We start from the raw sequence: 17,441 nt of genomic DNA, 5'->3' as shown, positions 1-17,441 counted from the left end.
GCTGACGGTTTTTGAAACTTCACCCCAAGGGACCTAGAAAGCGGCGCCGAAGTTTCAAACGATTTGTGATGGGGATTTCGCTGCGTATCGGCGGCAAAGATCAACTCTTTGAATATTCGAGTCGATCCGATACAATCGACCGTAGAAATGCGCTCGCGCGGCAAGTGTCAGAACGTCGCACCAAGCAACGCCCAAGTGCAGGCTTCAGCCTTTACTAAGGAGTCCCCGGCATAATGCTCGCCAAAGAGGGGCGGGCACGCGTCAGTGGGCAATAAATTAACGTGGACGAACAACGAGCTTGAAGACCTGGTCAGGCAGCTCGGCATTGCGCTTGAGGCATCCGGCATCGGGATTTGGCAGCACAATATCGCCAAGAACCAGACCCGGTGGGACGATCAGCTGCAGCGCATTTACGGCGTTGCCAAGGGCGAACACGACGTCATCTGGCTGGAAAGCGTGCATCCCGACGACTGTCCGGGTGCCAGCACGATCTTCAAGGCGGCCATTGCCAACAAGAGCGATTATGCCTCGGAGTTTCGCATCATCCGCCCGGATGGCGAGATCCGCCATATCCGCTCCCGCGCCCAGTACTTCGTGGACGGCCAGGGCGAGGCCTGCTTCATCGGCGCGGAATGGGATGTGACCGAAGACGCATTGCGCAACCAACAGCTCGCCAAGCAGCGCGAGGCGGCCGAGCAGAGCCGGGCGGAAGCGCGCTATGCAGCCGATCACGATTCTCTCACAAGCCTGCTGAACCGCCGCGCCTTCGACGATGCCTTTGCGCGCCTGCTGCAAGCGTCCGAACCCGTTGCCTCGCTCTGTCATATCGATATCGACCGGTTCAAGGAGATCAACGACCGCTTCGGCCATGGCGGCGGCGATACGGTGTTGCGGCATGTCGGTTCCGTGCTTGCTTCGGGGATCGCCGGTGGCGAGATTGCAGCGCGCCTTGGCGGTGACGAATTTGCGGTTCTGTCGCTTTCGCCTCAGCCGGATCGAATGCGCGAGATCGTCGCGAGAATCCGGCAAGACCTGCGCAAGCCGGTCTTTATCGATGGCGAGCCTTTCACCGTCGAATGTTCCATCGGCTACGCCCATGCGAGCGGCAGCGATGTTGCCGCGCTGCTGACGTCTTCCGACATCGCGCTCTACGAGGCGAAGAAGAACGGCCGCAATCGCGACCAGCTGTTCACGCCGGCACTTGCCGAGAAGCGCAACGCTGAAAAGCAGATGCTGCAGGAGTTGCGCAGCGGCCTGCACATCGGCGAGATCGTGCCCTTTTATCAGGTAAAGGTCCGAGCCAGCGATTATGCGATCTGCGGTCTCGAAGCACTTGCCCGCTGGGAGAGCCCGAAGGGCTTGCGAATGCCGGGCGATTTCCTTGAGCTTGCTGCCGCTAACGGCCTGATGGACGCCGTCGATGACGCTGTCTTCCGCCGCGTGATCTTCGATATCAATCGCTGGTCGATGGCGGGGATCAAGGTTCCGACGGTGTCCGTCAACCTCTCGGCCGCCCGGCTCGGCGATCCGTCGCTGCCCGGCAAGGTTAGCGCGCTCGGTATTGCACCCGGGCAAATCAGCTTCGAATTCATCGAGACCATCTTCCTGGATACGCTTAGCGAGCAGGTGAAGCGCAATATCGAGCGCATCCGCCAGCTCGGCATCGATATCGAGATCGACGATCTTGGTTCCGGCCATGCCTCGCTGCTCGGCCTGCTCGAGCTCAGGCCCAATCGCGTCAAGATCGACCGCCACCTCGTGCTGCCGATCCTGAAGAGCGAGACTCAGCGGCGGCTGATCGGCTCGCTGATCGACATTGCCCGCACGCTCGAGATCGAGGTCGTCGCCGAGGGTGTCGAGACGCTGGATCACGCCCGCCTGCTGGCCGGGCTTGGCGCCGATACGCTGCAGGGATACGCCTTCGGCCGGCCGCAACCGGCGCAGGTGACACAGGCGGTTCTGGAGACGGCCGCTGCCCGCAGGATGGAGAATGCCGGCTGAGATGGTTCAGAACTGTCCTACGCCGTGCGCCTTCAGCGCATCGAGAAACGGTTTTGGCCGCAGGTCGGTATCGAGCGGCAGGCCACGGTTGAAGCCGGGCGAGGTTCCGTCGCGCCAGTAGCCATGCTGCTTGTAGGCCTCGACCTCTTCGGGCGGTAGCCCAAGCCAGGAATAGCGATCCGTCAGCCCCCAGGTGGCGACGCCGCGCAGATCCTCGAAATCGCAGACCACATCGAGATAGCGCGCCACCTCGGCCCCGACTTTCGCATCGCGCTCGACCGCTGACATGACATAGTCGGCTTCGGTGACATCGAGCTCGGTGACGAAGACGAAGAGACCGAGATTACGGATCTCCTTCAAGAAGCTCGAAATGGCAGCCTGCGACACCGGCCCCTTGCGCAGGTCGAGATGGGCCTGCAGCCCGATGCCACCGATCGGGACGCCACCCTTCTTCAGCCGTTCGAGCAGCCGCAGGAAGTGATAGCGCCGGTCATGCTCCACGGTCAGATCATATTCGAGCCCATACTCGTTGATCAGCAACTCAGCACCCGGTGATGCCGCCCGCGCCGCCTGAAGTGCCATCGCGATGTAATCGGCACCAAAACAGTCCAGGAAGACGGATGGCCTGAGGCCGTCGTCCCGGAACCCCGTATCGATCGGCTCGTTGACGACGTCCCAATAGCGGACACCCGCATAGCGGCCGACCATCCGGCCGATATGACCCGTGACGGTACTCCAGTCGCGGGTCTCGCGGAGATGATCCGGCAGCCAGGGCGGCATGCTGCGGTGCCAGAGCAGCGTGTGGCCGTAGATTTCCTTGCCGTGATCTCTGGCGAAATTCGCTACCGTATCGGCTGCTTCGAACGAGAATTGCCCTTGCCGCGGCTCGATCTGGTCCCATTTGAACTCGATCTCCGGCGTCAGGCGGCTGCAATATTGCAGGAGAGAATCCCGGTATCGCCCGTCCGCTTCGATGAATTGGGTACGGGCGGCTGACCCGAAAGGGATAGACCTACTCCTTTGGGATGAGTACGCTGGCTTTAAGGATGAAGCGGCTGCAATTGCGCCCATAGCTCCGGTTGCAATATTCCTCAGGAAGCCCCGCCTCGACAACTCTGGCATTGTATTTCCTCAGATATCGGCTTCTGCATTTCACAGAAACAAGGCCTTCAGAAGATTAAAATCGCAATTTCCGGTTATCATATGTAATTGTATTTTCGGAAAAGCTATATTAATGGACCGTTAACAACAAGAAATAGGGGGAAGCCTCAAGGACATTCTATCAACTGCTTGCTGAAGAGCGTTGTTCTTCGGAGCGCTATTGTATGGAGTCCTAAGGTGATAGAGTTTAATCATGCGACCGGGTCGCTGCGTCCCGCTCTTGAGGGCGCGAATATCCTGATAACCGGCGGCGCCGGTTTCCTCGGATCTCATCTTGCAGATCTGCTCGTTTCCCGTGGCAATCACGTTTATTGCCTCGACAATTTTCACACCGGCCGTGCGTCCAATCTCTCCAGACTCCAGTTCAGCAACCGCCTGAGCGTCGTGCAGCATGACGTCACCGACGAACTGCCCGATACGCTGCCGAAATTCGCCGAGATCTACAATCTCGCCTGCCCGGCCTCGCCCGTCCATTACCAAGCCGACCCGGTTTCGACGGCGATGATCAACTGCAAGGGCGCCTGGAACGTGCTGCGCCGCGCCGAACGCGACGGCGCCCGCGTCTTCCACGCCTCCACCTCGGAGATCTACGGCGATCCCGAAATCCACCCGCAGCCGGAACACTACTGGGGCAACGTCAACACCGTCGGCCCGCGCTCCTGCTACGATGAGGGCAAGCGCTTTGCCGAGACGCTGTTTACCGATTTCGGCAAGACCCGCGGCGTCATCGTCCGTATGGTCCGCATCTTCAACACCTACGGCCCGCGCATGCAGCCGGACGATGGCCGCGTCGTCTCGAACTTCGTCATCCAGGCGCTGCTCGGCCAGCCGCTGACCGTCTATGGCGACGGCAGCCAGACGCGCTCCTTCTGCTATGTCGACGACCTGATCCGCGGCTTCGATCTCCTGATGCGCAGCGAAGTCGCCGACAGCCCGGTCAATATCGGCAATCCCGGCGAATTCACGATGGAAGAACTCGCACATCTCGTCCTCGAGATCACCGGCTCCCGCTCGCCGATCGTCCGCCTGCCGCTTCCGGTCGACGATCCGAAGCGCCGCAAGCCCGATATCAGCAAGGCGAGCGAGCTTCTCGGCTGGCGCCCTGAAGTGAGCCTCCGCGAGGGGCTGCTCAAGACCATCGAATATTTCGACGGCGAACTCAGACGGCAGCCCCCCGCTGTCATCAGCGCTGCTGAATAACCATCAGATTATAGGTGAAACATGAAAGTCGTAATTGTTGGCTCCGGCTATGTGGGCCTGGTTTCCGGTGCGTGCTTTTCCGCCCTCGGTCACTCCGTCGTCTGCGTCGATAGCAACGCGCAGAAGATCAACCTCCTGAACTCCGGCGGCGTGCCGATCTTCGAGCCCGGTCTCGACGCGCTGATCAAGACCAATATCGATGAGAGCAGGCTGACCTTCTCGACCGATCTCAAGTCATCGCTCAAAGGCGCCGATTTCGCCTTCATCGCCGTCGGCACGCCGACCCGCCAGGGTGGCAGCGAAGCGGATCTGACGAGCGTCTATGCCGTCGCCTCCGAAATCGCGCTCAGCGCCGAAGACGGCCTCGTCGTCGTCACCAAGTCGACCGTGCCAGTCGGCACCGGCGATGCCGTCGAGGCGATCATCCGCACCTCGCGGCCCGATCTCGTCTTCGCCGCCGTCTCCAATCCGGAATTCCTGAAGGAAGGCAGCGCCATCGATGACTTCATGAGCCCGGATCGCGTCGTCGTCGGCTGCGATGTTCCCTGGGCGACCGAGAAGATGAAGATGCTCTACGAGCCGCTGCGCGCCCAGGGCGTTCCGATCCTCTATACCGGCCGCAATGCCGCTGAAGTCATCAAGTATGCGGCAAACGCCTTCCTTGCCATCAAGATCTCCTTCATCAACGAGATCGCCGATTTCTGCGAGGCGGTCTCCGCCGATGTCTCGGAAGTCGCAAACGGGATCGGCCAGGACACCCGTATCGGCCGCGCCTTCCTGAACCCGGGTCCAGGCTATGGCGGCTCCTGTTTCCCGAAGGACTCGCTGGCATTGCTGGCAACCGCGCAGAGCCATTCGGTCAGCCTGCGCGTCGTCGAGAGCTCGATTGCCGCCAACGATGCCAGAAAGCGTGGCATCGGCCGGCGCGTCATCACGGCGCTCGGCAATCAGGTACGCGGCAAGACGATCGCCATCCTTGGCCTGACCTTCAAGGCCAATACCGACGACATGCGCGAGGCGCCATCGCTCAACATCATCGCCGCCCTGCAGAAGATGGGTGCCCGTGTCCGCGCCTATGATCCGGAGGGCATGGAGCAGGCGCGTCACTATCTGCAGAATGTCGATTATGCCGAGAACGCCTATGACTGCGTCGCCGACGCCGATGGCATCGTCGTCGCGACCGAGTGGAAGGAATTCCAGGGGCTCGACTTTGCCCGCCTCGGCTCGCTGGTCAGTCATCCTGTCATCGTCGACCTGCGCAACATCCTCGACAGCCGCAAGGTCGAGGCTGCCGGTTTCGAGCTTCACCGGATCGGCTCGCCGCGCCGCACCGAGACCGCATCGATCCAGGTCACCCCGCGCCTCCTGAAGCCCAAGAATGCAGGCCGCGTCGAGCGGGAGCATCCGGCGGCCAATGGTTCGGTGCGCCCGGCACCACAGCCTGCTGCAGTGTAATATTTATATCCAATCAAAGGTTTAGCGTACGATGGATATGATCTCGATAACCGGCCAGTATGCCCTGCTCACGCTCTTCTTCGTGGTGCAGATCGCCTACAGCCTCAGCCTCGGGCTGAACTTCTTCTTCGCCAGCCTGCCGACGAACATGGTGACGCAGGCAGATATCGATGCGGTGACTGAGGAGGAATGCCCCTTCATCGTTCTCTTCTATCCGGTTCTGCGCGAGCTGGAAGGAACGATGCGCACGACCTTCACCTCGCTCTCGCAGCTTCGCTACCCGAAGCATCGCTACAAGGTCGTGGCGATCCCCAACGAGAACGACTACGAGACGGTGGCTTCGCTCCGCCGTCTCAAGCAGGAATTCTCCTTCCTCGAAATCGTCGAGGTGCCGCCGACCACGCATCCGAGCTGGCAGGCGGTCTGGGACGGCTGGGATTCCACGCGGAAGGCCTATTGGTGGCATGAGGGGCACCGCGCCTACAATCGCGACCTGCCGCCGAAGAAGACGCGCCAGCTGGTCTATGCCTTCTACAACGTCGCCAAGAAGTTCGAGGGCCGCGAGGACTTCCTGGTCAACTATATCGATGCCGACAGCTGCCCGCCCGCCGATCACTTCCTGGCCGGTGCCGCTGGCATGAAGAAATACGATGTGCTGCAGGCACAGAACATCGCCGGCAATCTCAACGAGAGCATGGCGGCGACCTGGCATGCGGCCGATCACATGTCCTGGGACGGGCTCACCTACCCGCACCTGACAGCCAATGGCCGTCAGCCCTATTGGGTGCTGGGCAAGGGTCTGTTCTTCCGCGCCTCGGACCTGATCGAACTCGGCGGCTTCCACCCGTGGATCACCATCGAGGATCCCGAGGTCGGCATGCGGTTCTGGACCAACGGCCGCAAGCTCGGCGTCATCGAAAACCCGTTGATCGAGGAAGTGCCCTCGACGCTGATGCACGGCATTACGCAGCGCAAGCGCTGGGTCTGCGGCTTCTTCCAGAGCCTGACCTCGCCGCTGACGTCGATGGGCATGACCCGCTGGCAGAAGTTCCGCGCCTGGCTCAATTTCCTGCCGTGCCTGTCGATGTCGATCAACACGATCGGCATCCCGATCGGGATATGGGCGATGTGGCAGTATTTCAGCGGACAGGGCAATCTGCCGGCCGCGGCCGCGATCTTCCCGATCCTCAATCTCAGCATGTTCTCGCTGCTTCTGTTGCGTCTCTACATCAGCGTCTGGACGCGCAGCAAACTGGTCGCCGAGAGCGTCTGGACGAGGGTCTGGTACCTCGTGCGCATCAATCCGGTATCGCTGATGGTCTGGTGGCTGATCTGGCTCATCCCGCTCTACATCGGGCTGCGCATGTACATCAAGGATCAGGGCCTCGTCTGGGAGCGCACGGTCAAGACCAATGCAAACGAAGACCTGATCATGACGCAAATCGCGGCTGAATGACCCGCAATCAACCTCAATGTAAGGAGTAGGGAAAATGACGAAAGGACATGTACTGGTAACAGGTGGCGCCGGCTTCATCGGATCGCACCTTGTCGATTATCTCCTCGAGCGCGGCTTCGAAGTCACCGTTCTCGATTGCCTGCTGGACCAGGTCCACGGCGATGCCGAGAAGGATGCGCAGGGCTGGCCTGTCTACCTCAACAAAAGGGCCAAGCGCATCAAGGGCAACATCCTCGATGACGGCGTCTTCGAGGCGAGCCTGACAGGCATAACGCACCTTGCCCATCTGGCTGCCTCGGTCGGCGTCGGCCAGAGCATGACCAACATCGTCGAATATACGCGCAACAACACCATGGCTGCGGCCGTCATGCTGGAAGTGCTGTCGCGCATGCCGCTCGACGCCGACGGCAACCATCCGATCAAGCGCATGGCCGTCGCTTCCTCGATGTCGATCTATGGCGAAGGGGAATACGAGATCGAAGGAAGCGGTGATAGCACAGCACCCGAACTGCGCAGCCATGAACAGCTTGCCGACCGCAACTGGGAGCTCTTCACCGGCGATGGCGCCAGGCTCATCCCGATCCCGACGACCGAGAAGAAGCTGCTGCAGCCGGCCTCGATCTATGCCGTCAACAAGCGCGACCACGAGGAGATGTTCCTCTCCGTCGGCCGTGCGCTGAACATCCCGACCTCGGCGCTCCGCCTGTTCAACGCCTACGGTTCTCGCCAGGCATTGAGCAATCCCTATACCGGCGTCGCCGCGATCTTCATCTCCCGTCTGCTGAACGACCAGCCGCCGCTGGTCTTTGAAGACGGCGAGCAGAAGCGCGACTTCGTCCACGTCATGGACGTCGCCAATGCCTTCGCGACCAGCCTTGAGAGCGACAAGCGCGTCTGGGACGTCTTTAACGTCGGCAGCGGCAAGTCGATTACCGTCAACGACATTGCCCGGACGCTCGCGCGCCTGCTGCAGAAGAATATCGCACCCGATATCCTGCAGAAGTACCGCGTCGGCGACATCCGCCACTGCTTCGCAGACATTAGCAAGATTCGCGATGTCTTCGGTGTAACGCCGCAGCGCGACTTCGAGGAGGGGATGGCCGAATTGATCGAATGGGTCAAGACAGCCAAGAAGCCGGTAGACAAGACGGCGGTCAGCATGGCCGAACTCAGCAGCAGCAAGCTGATGGTCTGACGCCTGCGGGAGCCGGTCCGCCGGCTCCCCTTTCAGCCGATGCGCGCCGCGGAAAACGCGGTGTTCATCGCGTAATAGAGCTCCTTTGGCCGCATGTCGTTGTCGAAGGGCAGACCGCGATTGCTCGATGTCGTGGCACCCTTGACGTCACGACGCTTGTATTCGTCCGAATTGAGCCAGGAAAGACCGTCCGACAGCCCCCAGGAGGTGATGCCTTTGACAGCGGGGACTTCGAGCACGATGTCCAGATAGCGGCGAACCTCGTCCGACACCTTCCGGTCACGCACCGCCTTGGGCACGCTGAGATCGGCTTCCTGAATATCCAGCTCCGACACGAAGATCTCCAGCCCCAGATCGGCCGCCGCCTCCAGGAACGGCTTGATCGTGCTGCGCTTCACCCTGCCCTTGGTGAGATCGAGATGCGCCTGAACGCCGAGGCCATCGAAAGGCAACCCTGCCAGCTTCAACCGCTCCAGGAGCCGCAGCACGGCGACGCGGCGCGCGGCATCGACGGGGTTGTCATATTCGAGGCTGTATTCGTTGATCAGGAATTTGGCCTGCGGCGCATGTTGCCGGGCCTCCGTCAGCGCACGCTCGACATAGTCAGGGCCGAAAGTCTTGTAGAAGATGTTGCGGCGAAGATTGTCGCTCTCGGCGGTGTCGACGACCTCGTTCAGCAGATCCCAACGGCCTATCCTGCCGCCGAAATGCGAGAGCACTGCCTGCATGTAAGTCGAGATGACGGACCAGTCGCCCGGATTGGCGGCCATATGTTCCATCGCCCAGGGCGGTACGCTTTGGCCCCAGAGCAGCGTGTGGCCGTGCACCGCGATGCCGCTTTCGCTTGCCATGCCGATCAGCTCGTCGACCGGTTGGAAATTATAGGCGCCCCGGTTCCATTCGAGTGCTGCCCATTTCAGATCGATCTCCGGCGTCACCGCGCCGCAATTCTGCAGCACCGCGTTGCGTAAAGCCGAACGCTCGCGCAGCTGGTCTATCCTGACTGCGGTGCCGAAGTACCGGCCCTGCGGCGCGAGATGGGCGTTCAAACCGGACATAGCAGGGCTCCATGCCGTGGCTGCCGCACGCGGAAAGGCAGCGGCTGCGGCTACCGCCGCCAGCCCCGTCAGCATCGATCGCCTGCCAAACTGCCGCGTCATCGCAAGATGCTCCACCTGATCGCGGAGCATCTTCGGCTCCTTCCGTTATTTATTCGCTAATTTAGGGATGCCTTTATTCGCAGTATTCGGCGAAATACTTGCCATCAATACTGCCGAAGCTTGCTGGCGACGCTCTGCAGTGTCTTGAACCCTTCATAGCGAGCCGTATGCGTGGCGGCATGGGCGCCACCGGCGGGGGCAAACGTCGTATCGACGGCCGTCAGCCCGGTCATTGCCTCGCGGACATCGCTAAACAGCCCGGCCGCGACAGAACCCAGGATCGCCGCGCCCAGCAGCACCGGTTCGTCCGCCTTGGTGGCGATGACGGGCTTGCCGCTGGCATCGGCGAGCAGCTGGCGCACGAAGTCATGCTGGCCCGCTCCGCCGCTGATGACGATATTTTCGACGCTGACGCCTGCGGCGGCCTGCGTATCGACAATCTGCCTGAGGCCATAGCCGATGCCGCAGAGGCCCGCGATGTATAGCGAGACGAGATTGTCCAGATCCCGTTCCATGCCGAGACCGGTGATGACCGCCCGAGCATGCGGATCGGCGAAGGGCGCGCGGTTGCCGAGGAATTCCGGGACGACGTGGAGCCCCTTGGCGAGCGCTACGGCGTCCGATGCGGAAGAAACCTTCCTCGCCGCCTGATCCGCCAGGAAGACGGGGAGCGGCACACCGGCGCTCTTGGCCCGCTCCTTCGCTTCGCCTGCGGCCGGGTGGAAGGAGAGAAGCTGGTCGATCGCAGCACCGGCAGCACTCTGGCCGCCTTCGTTGAGCCAGAGCCCCGGAACCATGGCGGAATAATACGGTCCCCAAACGCCTGGCACGAAAGCCGGCTCCGAGGTCGATGTCATGGTGCAGGAAGAGGTGCCGAAGACATAGGCGAGATTGGCCTGCGGGCCGCTGCCGATCCCGACCGTACCGATGCCGCCGGCATGGGCGTCGATTAGCCCTGCCGCAACAGCCGTGCCGGCAGGCAATCCAAGCTCTTCTGCCGCTGCGGCCGTCAATCCATGACCAAGCGGCGAACCGGGTTCGACGATCGACTGACCGATGCGGAGGAAGTTCTCGTCAGCCAGAGCACCGAGGCCGATCTCTTCGAAATAGCCAGCATCCCAGCGCTTCTCATGCGCCAGATAGGTCCATTTGCAGGTGACGGTGCAGGTCGAGCGCGACAGGTCGCCAGTCGCACGCCATGTCAGGAAGTCAGCGAGGTCGAAGAACTGCCAGGCCGCATCGAAGGTCTCCGGCCGGTTTTCCTTCAGCCAAAGAAGCTTCGGCGTCTCCATCTCAGGCGAGATCTTGCCACCGACATAGCGAAGCACGTCATGGCCGAGTGCGTTGATCCGCTCCGCCTGCGGAACTGCGCGGTGGTCCATCCAGACGATGATGTCCCTATCAGGATTTTCGGAGGGCCCGACGGCGAGCGGCTTCCCGCCCTCGCCTAGAACGACGAGCGAACAAGTGGCATCGAAGCCGAGACCGACGACGGAAGCCGGATCGACAGCGGCCAGCGACACGGCTTCGCGCACGGAGGCACAGACCGCCGCCCAGATCTCCGTGCTCGACTGCTCGACCATCGAGCCCGGCTCATGGAACAGCGTGATGTCCCGCTTGGCGGAAGCCAGCATCCGGCCGGTGAGGTCGAACAGTCCGGCGCGGGCACTGCCGGTGCCGACATCGACGCCGATGACGTGTTTGGCACCCGCTTGTGGCGTGTGAGATGTGTCGCTCATGGTCTCTCGTTTCGGTCAGGCGGAACAGGGTCGATCGCGGCCCTTGAGCGGGCCTTGCGATGTTCAGAGATCGACGCTGTTCGGCAAAATCACCAGATCGCGGATCGTCACGTTGCGCGGACGCGACAGCATGAAGAGAACGGCGTCGGCCACTTCTTTCGGCTGCATCAGGCTGCCATTGGCAAGCGCCTCGTCGAGCTTGGCCTTCGGCCAGTCGTCGAGCAGAGCCGTCACCACCGGACCCGGCAGAACCGCGCCGACGCGCACGCCATGCGGCGCCACCTGACGGCGGGTGGAGTGGACGAAGGCCTGTACCGCGAATTTCGAGGCCGTATAGATCGGCTCCCAGACGACGGGCACCATGCCGGCGATCGAGCTCGTAAACAGGATGTCGCCCGACTTCTGCTCGATCATGTGCGGCAGGACCGCATGAACCGAACGGAAGGCAGCGTTGATGTTGAGGTTCAGCATCCGGTCCCAGGCATCAGGGTCGCCTTCTGCCACCTGTCCGCCGATATAGGCGCCGGCATTGGCGTGGAAGATGTCGAGCCGTCCGGCAATCTCCAGGATGCGAGGCAGCATGCCGGAAACCTGCTTGCCGTCGAGCAGATCGACGACCAGCGGCAAAGCGCCCTCGCCGATCTCCTTGCAGAGCGCCTCGAGCTTGTCCTTGGCGCGGTCGACGAGCACGACGGTGGCACCTTCTGCATGCAGGGTGCGGGCGCATTCCAGCCCGATACCCGATGCAGCACCCGTGATGGCGGCAACCTTGCCCTTCATCAATCCAGTCATGGCAAATACTCCTTCATAAAATGCGGATCAGGCGCGGCCGTGGCTGACACGGGAACGGCGGGCAAGCGAGTCGACGATGACGGCGATCGCAAGAACGGCGCCGGTGATCATGTAGCGCAGCGACGAGCTGAGATTGAGAAGCGTCAGGCCGTTGGAAATGGCCTGGATGACGATGATACCGAGCAGCGCGGAATAGGCGCTGCCGCGGCCGCCGAAGAGGCTGGTGCCGCCGATGACGGCCGCCGCGATGGCGTTGAGGTTCACGTCGCCGGTGCCGGCTTGCTGGCTGGACGAGGCAAGACGCGAGGCAGACAGGATACCGCCGATCGTCGCCAGCGTCGAGCAGAGCACGAAGGCGCTGAGATAGATCCGGCGTACGTTGATACCCGCGCGGCGCGCAGCTTCACGATTGCCGCCGACTGCAAACATCGAGCGGCCCCATTGCGTCCGCGTCAGCGCATAGTTGAGGATCACGGCGATCGCGACGAACAGGCCGAACATCCACGGCACGCCGCGGCCGAGATTGAGATAATAGGCGGCAAATTCCAGCGCTGCGGTTAGGACCACCGCCTTGACGACCAGCGCGCCGAGCGGCGCCTGCGAAAGATTGACGGACTGGCGCTGTTGGCGCTTGCGCAAGCCGTTGACGATCAAGATCAGACCGGGCAGCAGCGCGAGCAAATGCGAAAGCCATGCCGGCATGACGAGGATCTGGCCGAAGCGGACGAGCGACGAGGCGAAGGGCAGATTGATGCTGCCCGTCGGGCCGAGGATATAAAGCTGCATACCGAGCAGTGCCAGCAGACCGGCCAGCGTCGCGACGAAGCTCGGCATTCCCAGCCTGTTATAGAGCACGGCGTAGAGCGAACCGACGACGATACCGGCAACGATCGCGACGGCGATCGCCAGCGGCAGCGGCCAGCCGGTATTGACCCAGAGGACGCCGAGAATTGCCGAGGAAAGACCGCTCATCGACCCGACCGAGAGGTCGATTTCGCCGAGCATCAGCACGCAGACGATGCCGAGCGAGATGACGCCGACGGTGGCGCAGTCGAACAGCAGGTTGACGAGATTGTTCGGGGCGAGGAAGACCGGGTTGAGGATCGAGAAGACCGTCGAGATGACGATCAGGCCGACAACGACCGGCAGCATGCCGAGATCGCCCGAACGGACACGATCGAAAAAGGCCTTGATCATGGCGCCGATGCTGTCGTCGTGACGGACGCGCTCATCGCTCCGGTCGAGTGCGGCAGCCGGTGCTGTTGTGGATGGTTTCTGGCTCATGCCGGGCTCCCGCTGTTTTCCTGGGCCGTGCTGCTCTTGCGCTCGAGGCGCCGGGATACGGAGTTTTCCGTCGCGCCGGTGATGGAGGCGACGAGTTCCTGGTTGGACGCATCGGGCGTGAAGACGCCGTTGTTGCGGCCGAGGCGGAGAACGACGATGCGGTCCGCGACAGCGCGCACGTCCTCCATGTTGTGGCTGATGATGATGACGCCGAGGCCGCGCTCGCGCACCCGCTCGATCAGGTTCAGCACTTCAGCTGTCTGTGCCACGCCGAGTGCGGCGGTCGGCTCGTCGAGCATGATGATCTTCGGGTCGAGCAGCAGCGAGCGGGCAATCGCCACCGTCTGGCGCTGGCCGCCGGAGAGCGAGGCGATCGGCTCACGTACCGAGGGGATGCGGGCGGCGAGTTCGCGAAGCAGCGTCCAGGCGCGTACTTCCATCGCCACCTCATCGAGGCTCCAGGGCGACAACTCGTGGCCGAGGAAGAGATTGGCGACGACATCGAGATTTTCGCAGAGCGCCAGATCCTGGAAGACCGTGGCGATGCCGAGTTCGAGCGCCTTGCCGGGACTGTCGAGCGTGACGTTCTGGCCGCAGAATTCGATACTGCCCGACGACGGCTGGTGCACACCGGCGAGAACCTTGACGAGCGTCGACTTGCCGGCGCCGTTGTCGCCGACCAGCGCCACGACCTCGCCTGCCTTGACCTCGAGGTCGATGTCGGTCAGCGCCGAAACCGCGCCGAAATTCTTGGAAACATTGCTGAGCCGGAGGATCGTCTGTCCCTTCTCCGGCATACCCTTAACGGTAACCATTGGCTGAAGCCCTTCTTGCCCGGGAAACGTCCGGCCGCGGCGATCGCGGCCGGACACTATAGGCAGATTTAGTTGGTGATGCCGAGCTTCTTGCAGCCGTCGGCATATTCGCCGGTGCAGATCTGATCAGCCGTCTGGATCTTCTTGTCGAAGATTTCAGCCTTGATGTTCTCCTGCGTCACGACGGCAGGAATGAACAGCTCGGACGGCGTCTTGTAGAGCGTCGTCTTGGCTTCCGGCGTTTCACCCTTCAGCATCTGCACGGCCACCTTGGCAGCCGCTGCCGCAACGATTTCGGAAGGCTTCGAGATCGTGTTGTACTGATCGCCTGAAATGATCAGCTGCAGGGCAGCGATCGTTGCGTCATTGCCGGTGATCGGCGGAACCGGCTTGACGCCAGCAGCCTTGAATGCGGCAATTGCGCCACCGCCGGTGCCGTCATTGGCGGCCACGACTCCCTTGATATCGGCGCCGAAGCGGGTGATCTGGCCGGCAGCCCATTCCTGAGCCTTCGGCGGCGCCCATTCCGGCGTGTCATATTCGGCGAGTGTCTTGTAGGCGGATTCCTTCAGGCCGCGATGGATACCGTCGCGGATGAGGCCGGCAGCCGCATCGGTCGGCGAGCCGTTGATCTGCAGAACGCCTGCGCCATCGGCAGCGCCTTCCTTCTTCAGGTGCTCGACCAGCGACTTGGCGATCGCGTAGCCGATACCTTCGTTATCGAAGGAAACGTAGAAGTCGGCCGGCTTGTCGGGGATCGGGCGGTCATAGGCGATAACCTTGACGCCCTGCGACTGGGCAATCTCGACGAGACCGGCAGCTGCAGCGGAATCGACCGGGTCAAGCACGATGACCTTGGCGCCCTGGGCGATCACGGAATTGAACTGCTGCTGCTGAAGCGAGGCATCGGCATTGGCATTCTGATAGACGACGGTGCACTTGGCGCAGAGCTTTTCCATCTCGGCCTTGAAGCCCGGGAAGTCATGCTGCTCGTAGCGCGTCGATGCCTGGTCGGGCATCAGGAAGGCAACGGTGGACGCCTCCTGTGCGGAAGCCGCACCGACAAAGCCCATGACGACGGTCGCCGAGGCCAAAAGCAAATTGCGATAGTTCATTTTCTCCTCCTTGGTGTGTTCGAAAACAGGCCCAGGCATTGCTGCCAGTCGCCACGGTTACCGCGCATTCGCCACCGTCCCCGCCGCCTCACGAAAGGCAAAGCGAAACACCCCTGCGAAAGGACTCGGAGTCCGCAGCTTCTTAGAAATACCTCCCTGCGCCGGCAACGAGGCCAGCTTGTAACATCGATTGCGCAAGCTTGCTCAATCGATGAAGCAAGAATTGCCACTTCTCTCGATTGGTGTCAAGTTACGTCGAAATGGAGAAGCAAATTTTGAATCACGTAAAGCAGGCCAAGAGGACGACGATCTACGATCTGGCGGAGCTCGCGGGCACCTCCGCCAGCGCCGTCAGCGCCGTTCTCAATGGCAATTGGAAGAAGCGCCGGATCAGCACGCAGCTTGCCGAAAAGATCATGAAAATCGCCGAGGAACAGGGCTATGCGCTGAACATGCAGGCAAGCCTTCTAAGGCGCGAAAAGTCCCATATCATCGGCATGCTCGTGCCGAAATATGATAACCGCTACTTCGGCTCGATCGTCGAACTGTTCGAAGACATGGCGCGCGCCCGCGGCCTTTTCCCGATCATCACCTGCACGCGGCGAGATCCCGAACTGGAGATCGAGGCGGCGCGCACCATGCTCTCCTATCAGGTCGAATGCCTGATCGCGACGGGTGCGACGGACCCCGATAAAATCACGGAAATGTGCGCCGCCGCCGGTGTACGCAGCCTCAATCTCGACCTTCCGGGCGCCCTTGCTCCATCTGTCATCTCCGACAATTTCGCTGGCGCGCGCGAGCTGACGCGCCGCATCCTGATGAATTGCGAGGAGCGGCTTGGGAAGAAGGAACCGCTCCTCTTTATCGGCGGCCGCGGCAGCGACCACAATACCGCCGAGCGTATCCGCGGCTTCCGCCAGGCACATGCCGATCTTGGCGTCGCGGTCGAGGAGGATCACATCCTCGCCTGCGGCTATGCCCCTGAGAAAGCTGAGAAAGCGTTGGATGATCTCGCCATGAAGGGCAATGCGCTGGCCCGCGGCATGTTCGTCAACTCGACCATCTCGCTTGAAGGCGTCATCCGCTGGATCCGCCGCTCCGGCCATCTCGACGACCGTAGTCTGGTCCTCGGCTGCTTCGACTGGGATCCTTTCGTCACCCTGCTCGGCAACGGCATCGAGATGGTACGCCAGGATGTGCCGGGTATGCTGACCAAGGTCTTCGAGCTCATCGAATCAGGTTCGAACAAGCCGGGAATCATCCAGGTTCCGCCGCTGATCCCCGAGCGGGCCTAGCGTCCCGCTACACCACCGTCTCGCCGCCATCGACGACGAGGATCTGGCCGGTCATGTAGGATGACCGGTCGGAGACGAGGAAGAGGATCGGCTCGGCGATCTCCGAGACATCGGCCCAGCGGCCGAGCGGCACCTTGTCAGCGATGTAGCTCTCGATGGCGCCGCGCCCGCCCATCTGCGCGATGAAGGGTTCGTTGAACGGCGTATCCACCCAGCCCGGGCAGAGCGCGTTCACGCGGATGCCAAATTTCGCGTAGTCGCCGGCCATCTGCCGGGTCATGGCGATGACGGCGTGTTTCGTCGTCGTATAGGCGATCATCTCGCGGTCGTAGAGCACGCCCGACGACGAAGAGGTGTTGAGAATGACACCCTTGCCGGCCTTCTTCATGATCGGCATCACCAGCCGCGAAGCCATGAAATGCGCCCGCACATTCAGTCCCCAGGACCTGTCGAACCCGTCGATGGTCACCTGTTCCAGATCGCCCGCCACCTGGGCACCGGCATGGTTGTGGAGGATGTCGATGCGGCCGTGACGCAGCACGACGGCGGCAATGCCGCTTTCCAGCGCCTTGTCGTCCGTCACGTCGACCACCAGGCTTTCGGCGCAGCCGCCCGCCTCGGTTATCTGGCTGACCGTCTCCTCCGCATTCATGAAATCGATGTCGGCGGCAATCACATGGGCGCCCTCGCGCGCCATGATCAGCGCGCCTGCCCGGCCGATGCCGGAGCCTGCCCCGGTGACGATTGCAACGCGATCCCTAAGTATCATGGCA

The 17,441-nt window shown here is 62.0% G+C and carries 14 protein-coding genes; 6 read left to right on the top strand and 8 right to left on the bottom strand.

Going from position 1 to position 17,441, the window contains the following annotated elements; all coding sequences use genetic code 11:
- Positions 1-264 precede the first annotated feature (264 nt).
- Positions 265-2,001 carry a bifunctional diguanylate cyclase/phosphodiesterase gene (locus ACODR6_RS07945; protein WP_489022050.1) on the top strand — a complete coding sequence of 579 codons (1,737 nt, stop codon included), beginning with the start codon at positions 265-267 and terminating at the stop codon, positions 1,999-2,001.
- 6 nt (positions 2,002-2,007) lie between these two features.
- Here the strand turns inward: ACODR6_RS07945 and ACODR6_RS07940 are convergent, their stop codons facing one another.
- The gene (locus tag ACODR6_RS07940; RefSeq protein WP_489022048.1) at positions 2,008-3,123 is read right to left on the bottom strand and encodes an endo-1,4-beta-xylanase; all 1,116 of its coding nucleotides are present in this window, start codon (positions 3,121-3,123) and stop codon (positions 2,008-2,010) included.
- 216 nt (positions 3,124-3,339) lie between these two features.
- On the opposite strand from ACODR6_RS07940, the gene ACODR6_RS07935 reads away from it, so the two are divergent.
- The 4 genes from ACODR6_RS07935 to ACODR6_RS07920 are packed head-to-tail and all read left to right on the top strand — an operon-like array spanning position 3,340 to position 8,468.
- The gene (locus tag ACODR6_RS07935) at positions 3,340-4,362 is read left to right on the top strand and encodes a UDP-glucuronic acid decarboxylase family protein (protein WP_489022046.1); all 1,023 of its coding nucleotides are present in this window, start codon (positions 3,340-3,342) and stop codon (positions 4,360-4,362) included.
- 21 nt (positions 4,363-4,383) lie between these two features.
- Entirely contained in the window at positions 4,384-5,817 is a 1,434-nt protein-coding gene (locus ACODR6_RS07930; RefSeq protein ID WP_489022044.1) for a UDP-glucose dehydrogenase family protein, read from the top strand.
- Between the two features lie 31 nt (positions 5,818-5,848).
- Positions 5,849-7,273: a glycosyltransferase family 2 protein gene (locus ACODR6_RS07925; RefSeq protein ID WP_246777631.1), complete on the top strand. Its 1,425-nt coding sequence runs from the start codon at positions 5,849-5,851 to the stop codon at positions 7,271-7,273.
- Between the two features lie 34 nt (positions 7,274-7,307).
- Positions 7,308-8,468 (top strand): NAD-dependent epimerase/dehydratase family protein, encoded by a 1,161-nt coding sequence (locus tag ACODR6_RS07920; RefSeq protein ID WP_489022042.1) that lies wholly within the window; start codon positions 7,308-7,310, stop codon positions 8,466-8,468.
- Positions 8,469-8,500: 32 nt separating this feature from the next.
- Here the strand turns inward: ACODR6_RS07920 and ACODR6_RS07915 are convergent, their stop codons facing one another.
- From ACODR6_RS07915 to ACODR6_RS07890, 6 genes are all read right to left on the bottom strand, one after another.
- Positions 8,501-9,658, bottom strand: a complete 1,158-nt coding sequence (locus ACODR6_RS07915) for an endo-1,4-beta-xylanase (RefSeq protein ID WP_489022040.1) — start codon at positions 9,656-9,658, stop codon at positions 8,501-8,503.
- A 74-nt stretch (positions 9,659-9,732) separates the two neighbouring features.
- Positions 9,733-11,367 carry an FGGY-family carbohydrate kinase gene (locus ACODR6_RS07910; protein WP_489022038.1) on the bottom strand — a complete coding sequence of 545 codons (1,635 nt, stop codon included), beginning with the start codon at positions 11,365-11,367 and terminating at the stop codon, positions 9,733-9,735.
- 63 nt (positions 11,368-11,430) lie between these two features.
- Entirely contained in the window at positions 11,431-12,159 is a 729-nt protein-coding gene (locus ACODR6_RS07905; protein WP_199628156.1) for an SDR family oxidoreductase, read from the bottom strand.
- A 27-nt stretch (positions 12,160-12,186) separates the two neighbouring features.
- Complete coding sequence (locus ACODR6_RS07900; protein ID WP_489022036.1) at positions 12,187-13,443, bottom strand: sugar ABC transporter permease; 1,257 nt, start codon at positions 13,441-13,443, stop codon at positions 12,187-12,189.
- On the bottom strand, positions 13,440-14,258 hold the full coding sequence (locus ACODR6_RS07895; protein WP_449098142.1) for an ATP-binding cassette domain-containing protein: 819 nt from the start codon (positions 14,256-14,258) through the stop codon (positions 13,440-13,442). Before ACODR6_RS07895 ends, ACODR6_RS07900 begins: the two co-directional genes overlap by 4 nt.
- Positions 14,259-14,326: 68 nt before the next feature.
- On the bottom strand, positions 14,327-15,373 hold the full coding sequence (locus tag ACODR6_RS07890; RefSeq protein ID WP_489022033.1) for an ABC transporter substrate-binding protein: 1,047 nt from the start codon (positions 15,371-15,373) through the stop codon (positions 14,327-14,329).
- 275 nt (positions 15,374-15,648) lie between these two features.
- Between ACODR6_RS07890 and ACODR6_RS07885 the strand changes: the two genes are divergently transcribed.
- A complete protein-coding gene (locus ACODR6_RS07885) occupies positions 15,649-16,668 on the top strand; it encodes a LacI family DNA-binding transcriptional regulator (protein ID WP_112711051.1) in 1,020 nt (339 codons plus the stop codon).
- Between the two features lie 7 nt (positions 16,669-16,675).
- Here the strand turns inward: ACODR6_RS07885 and ACODR6_RS07880 are convergent, their stop codons facing one another.
- Positions 16,676-17,437, bottom strand: a complete 762-nt coding sequence (locus tag ACODR6_RS07880; RefSeq protein ID WP_489022031.1) for an SDR family NAD(P)-dependent oxidoreductase — start codon at positions 17,435-17,437, stop codon at positions 16,676-16,678.
- Between the last annotated feature and the right edge of the window lie 4 nt (positions 17,438-17,441).

The organism is Rhizobium sp. FG96 (assembly GCF_057808655.1).
Note: the sequence above shows the minus strand (reverse complement) of the source record. Positions and strands in the feature narration are given on the sequence as shown.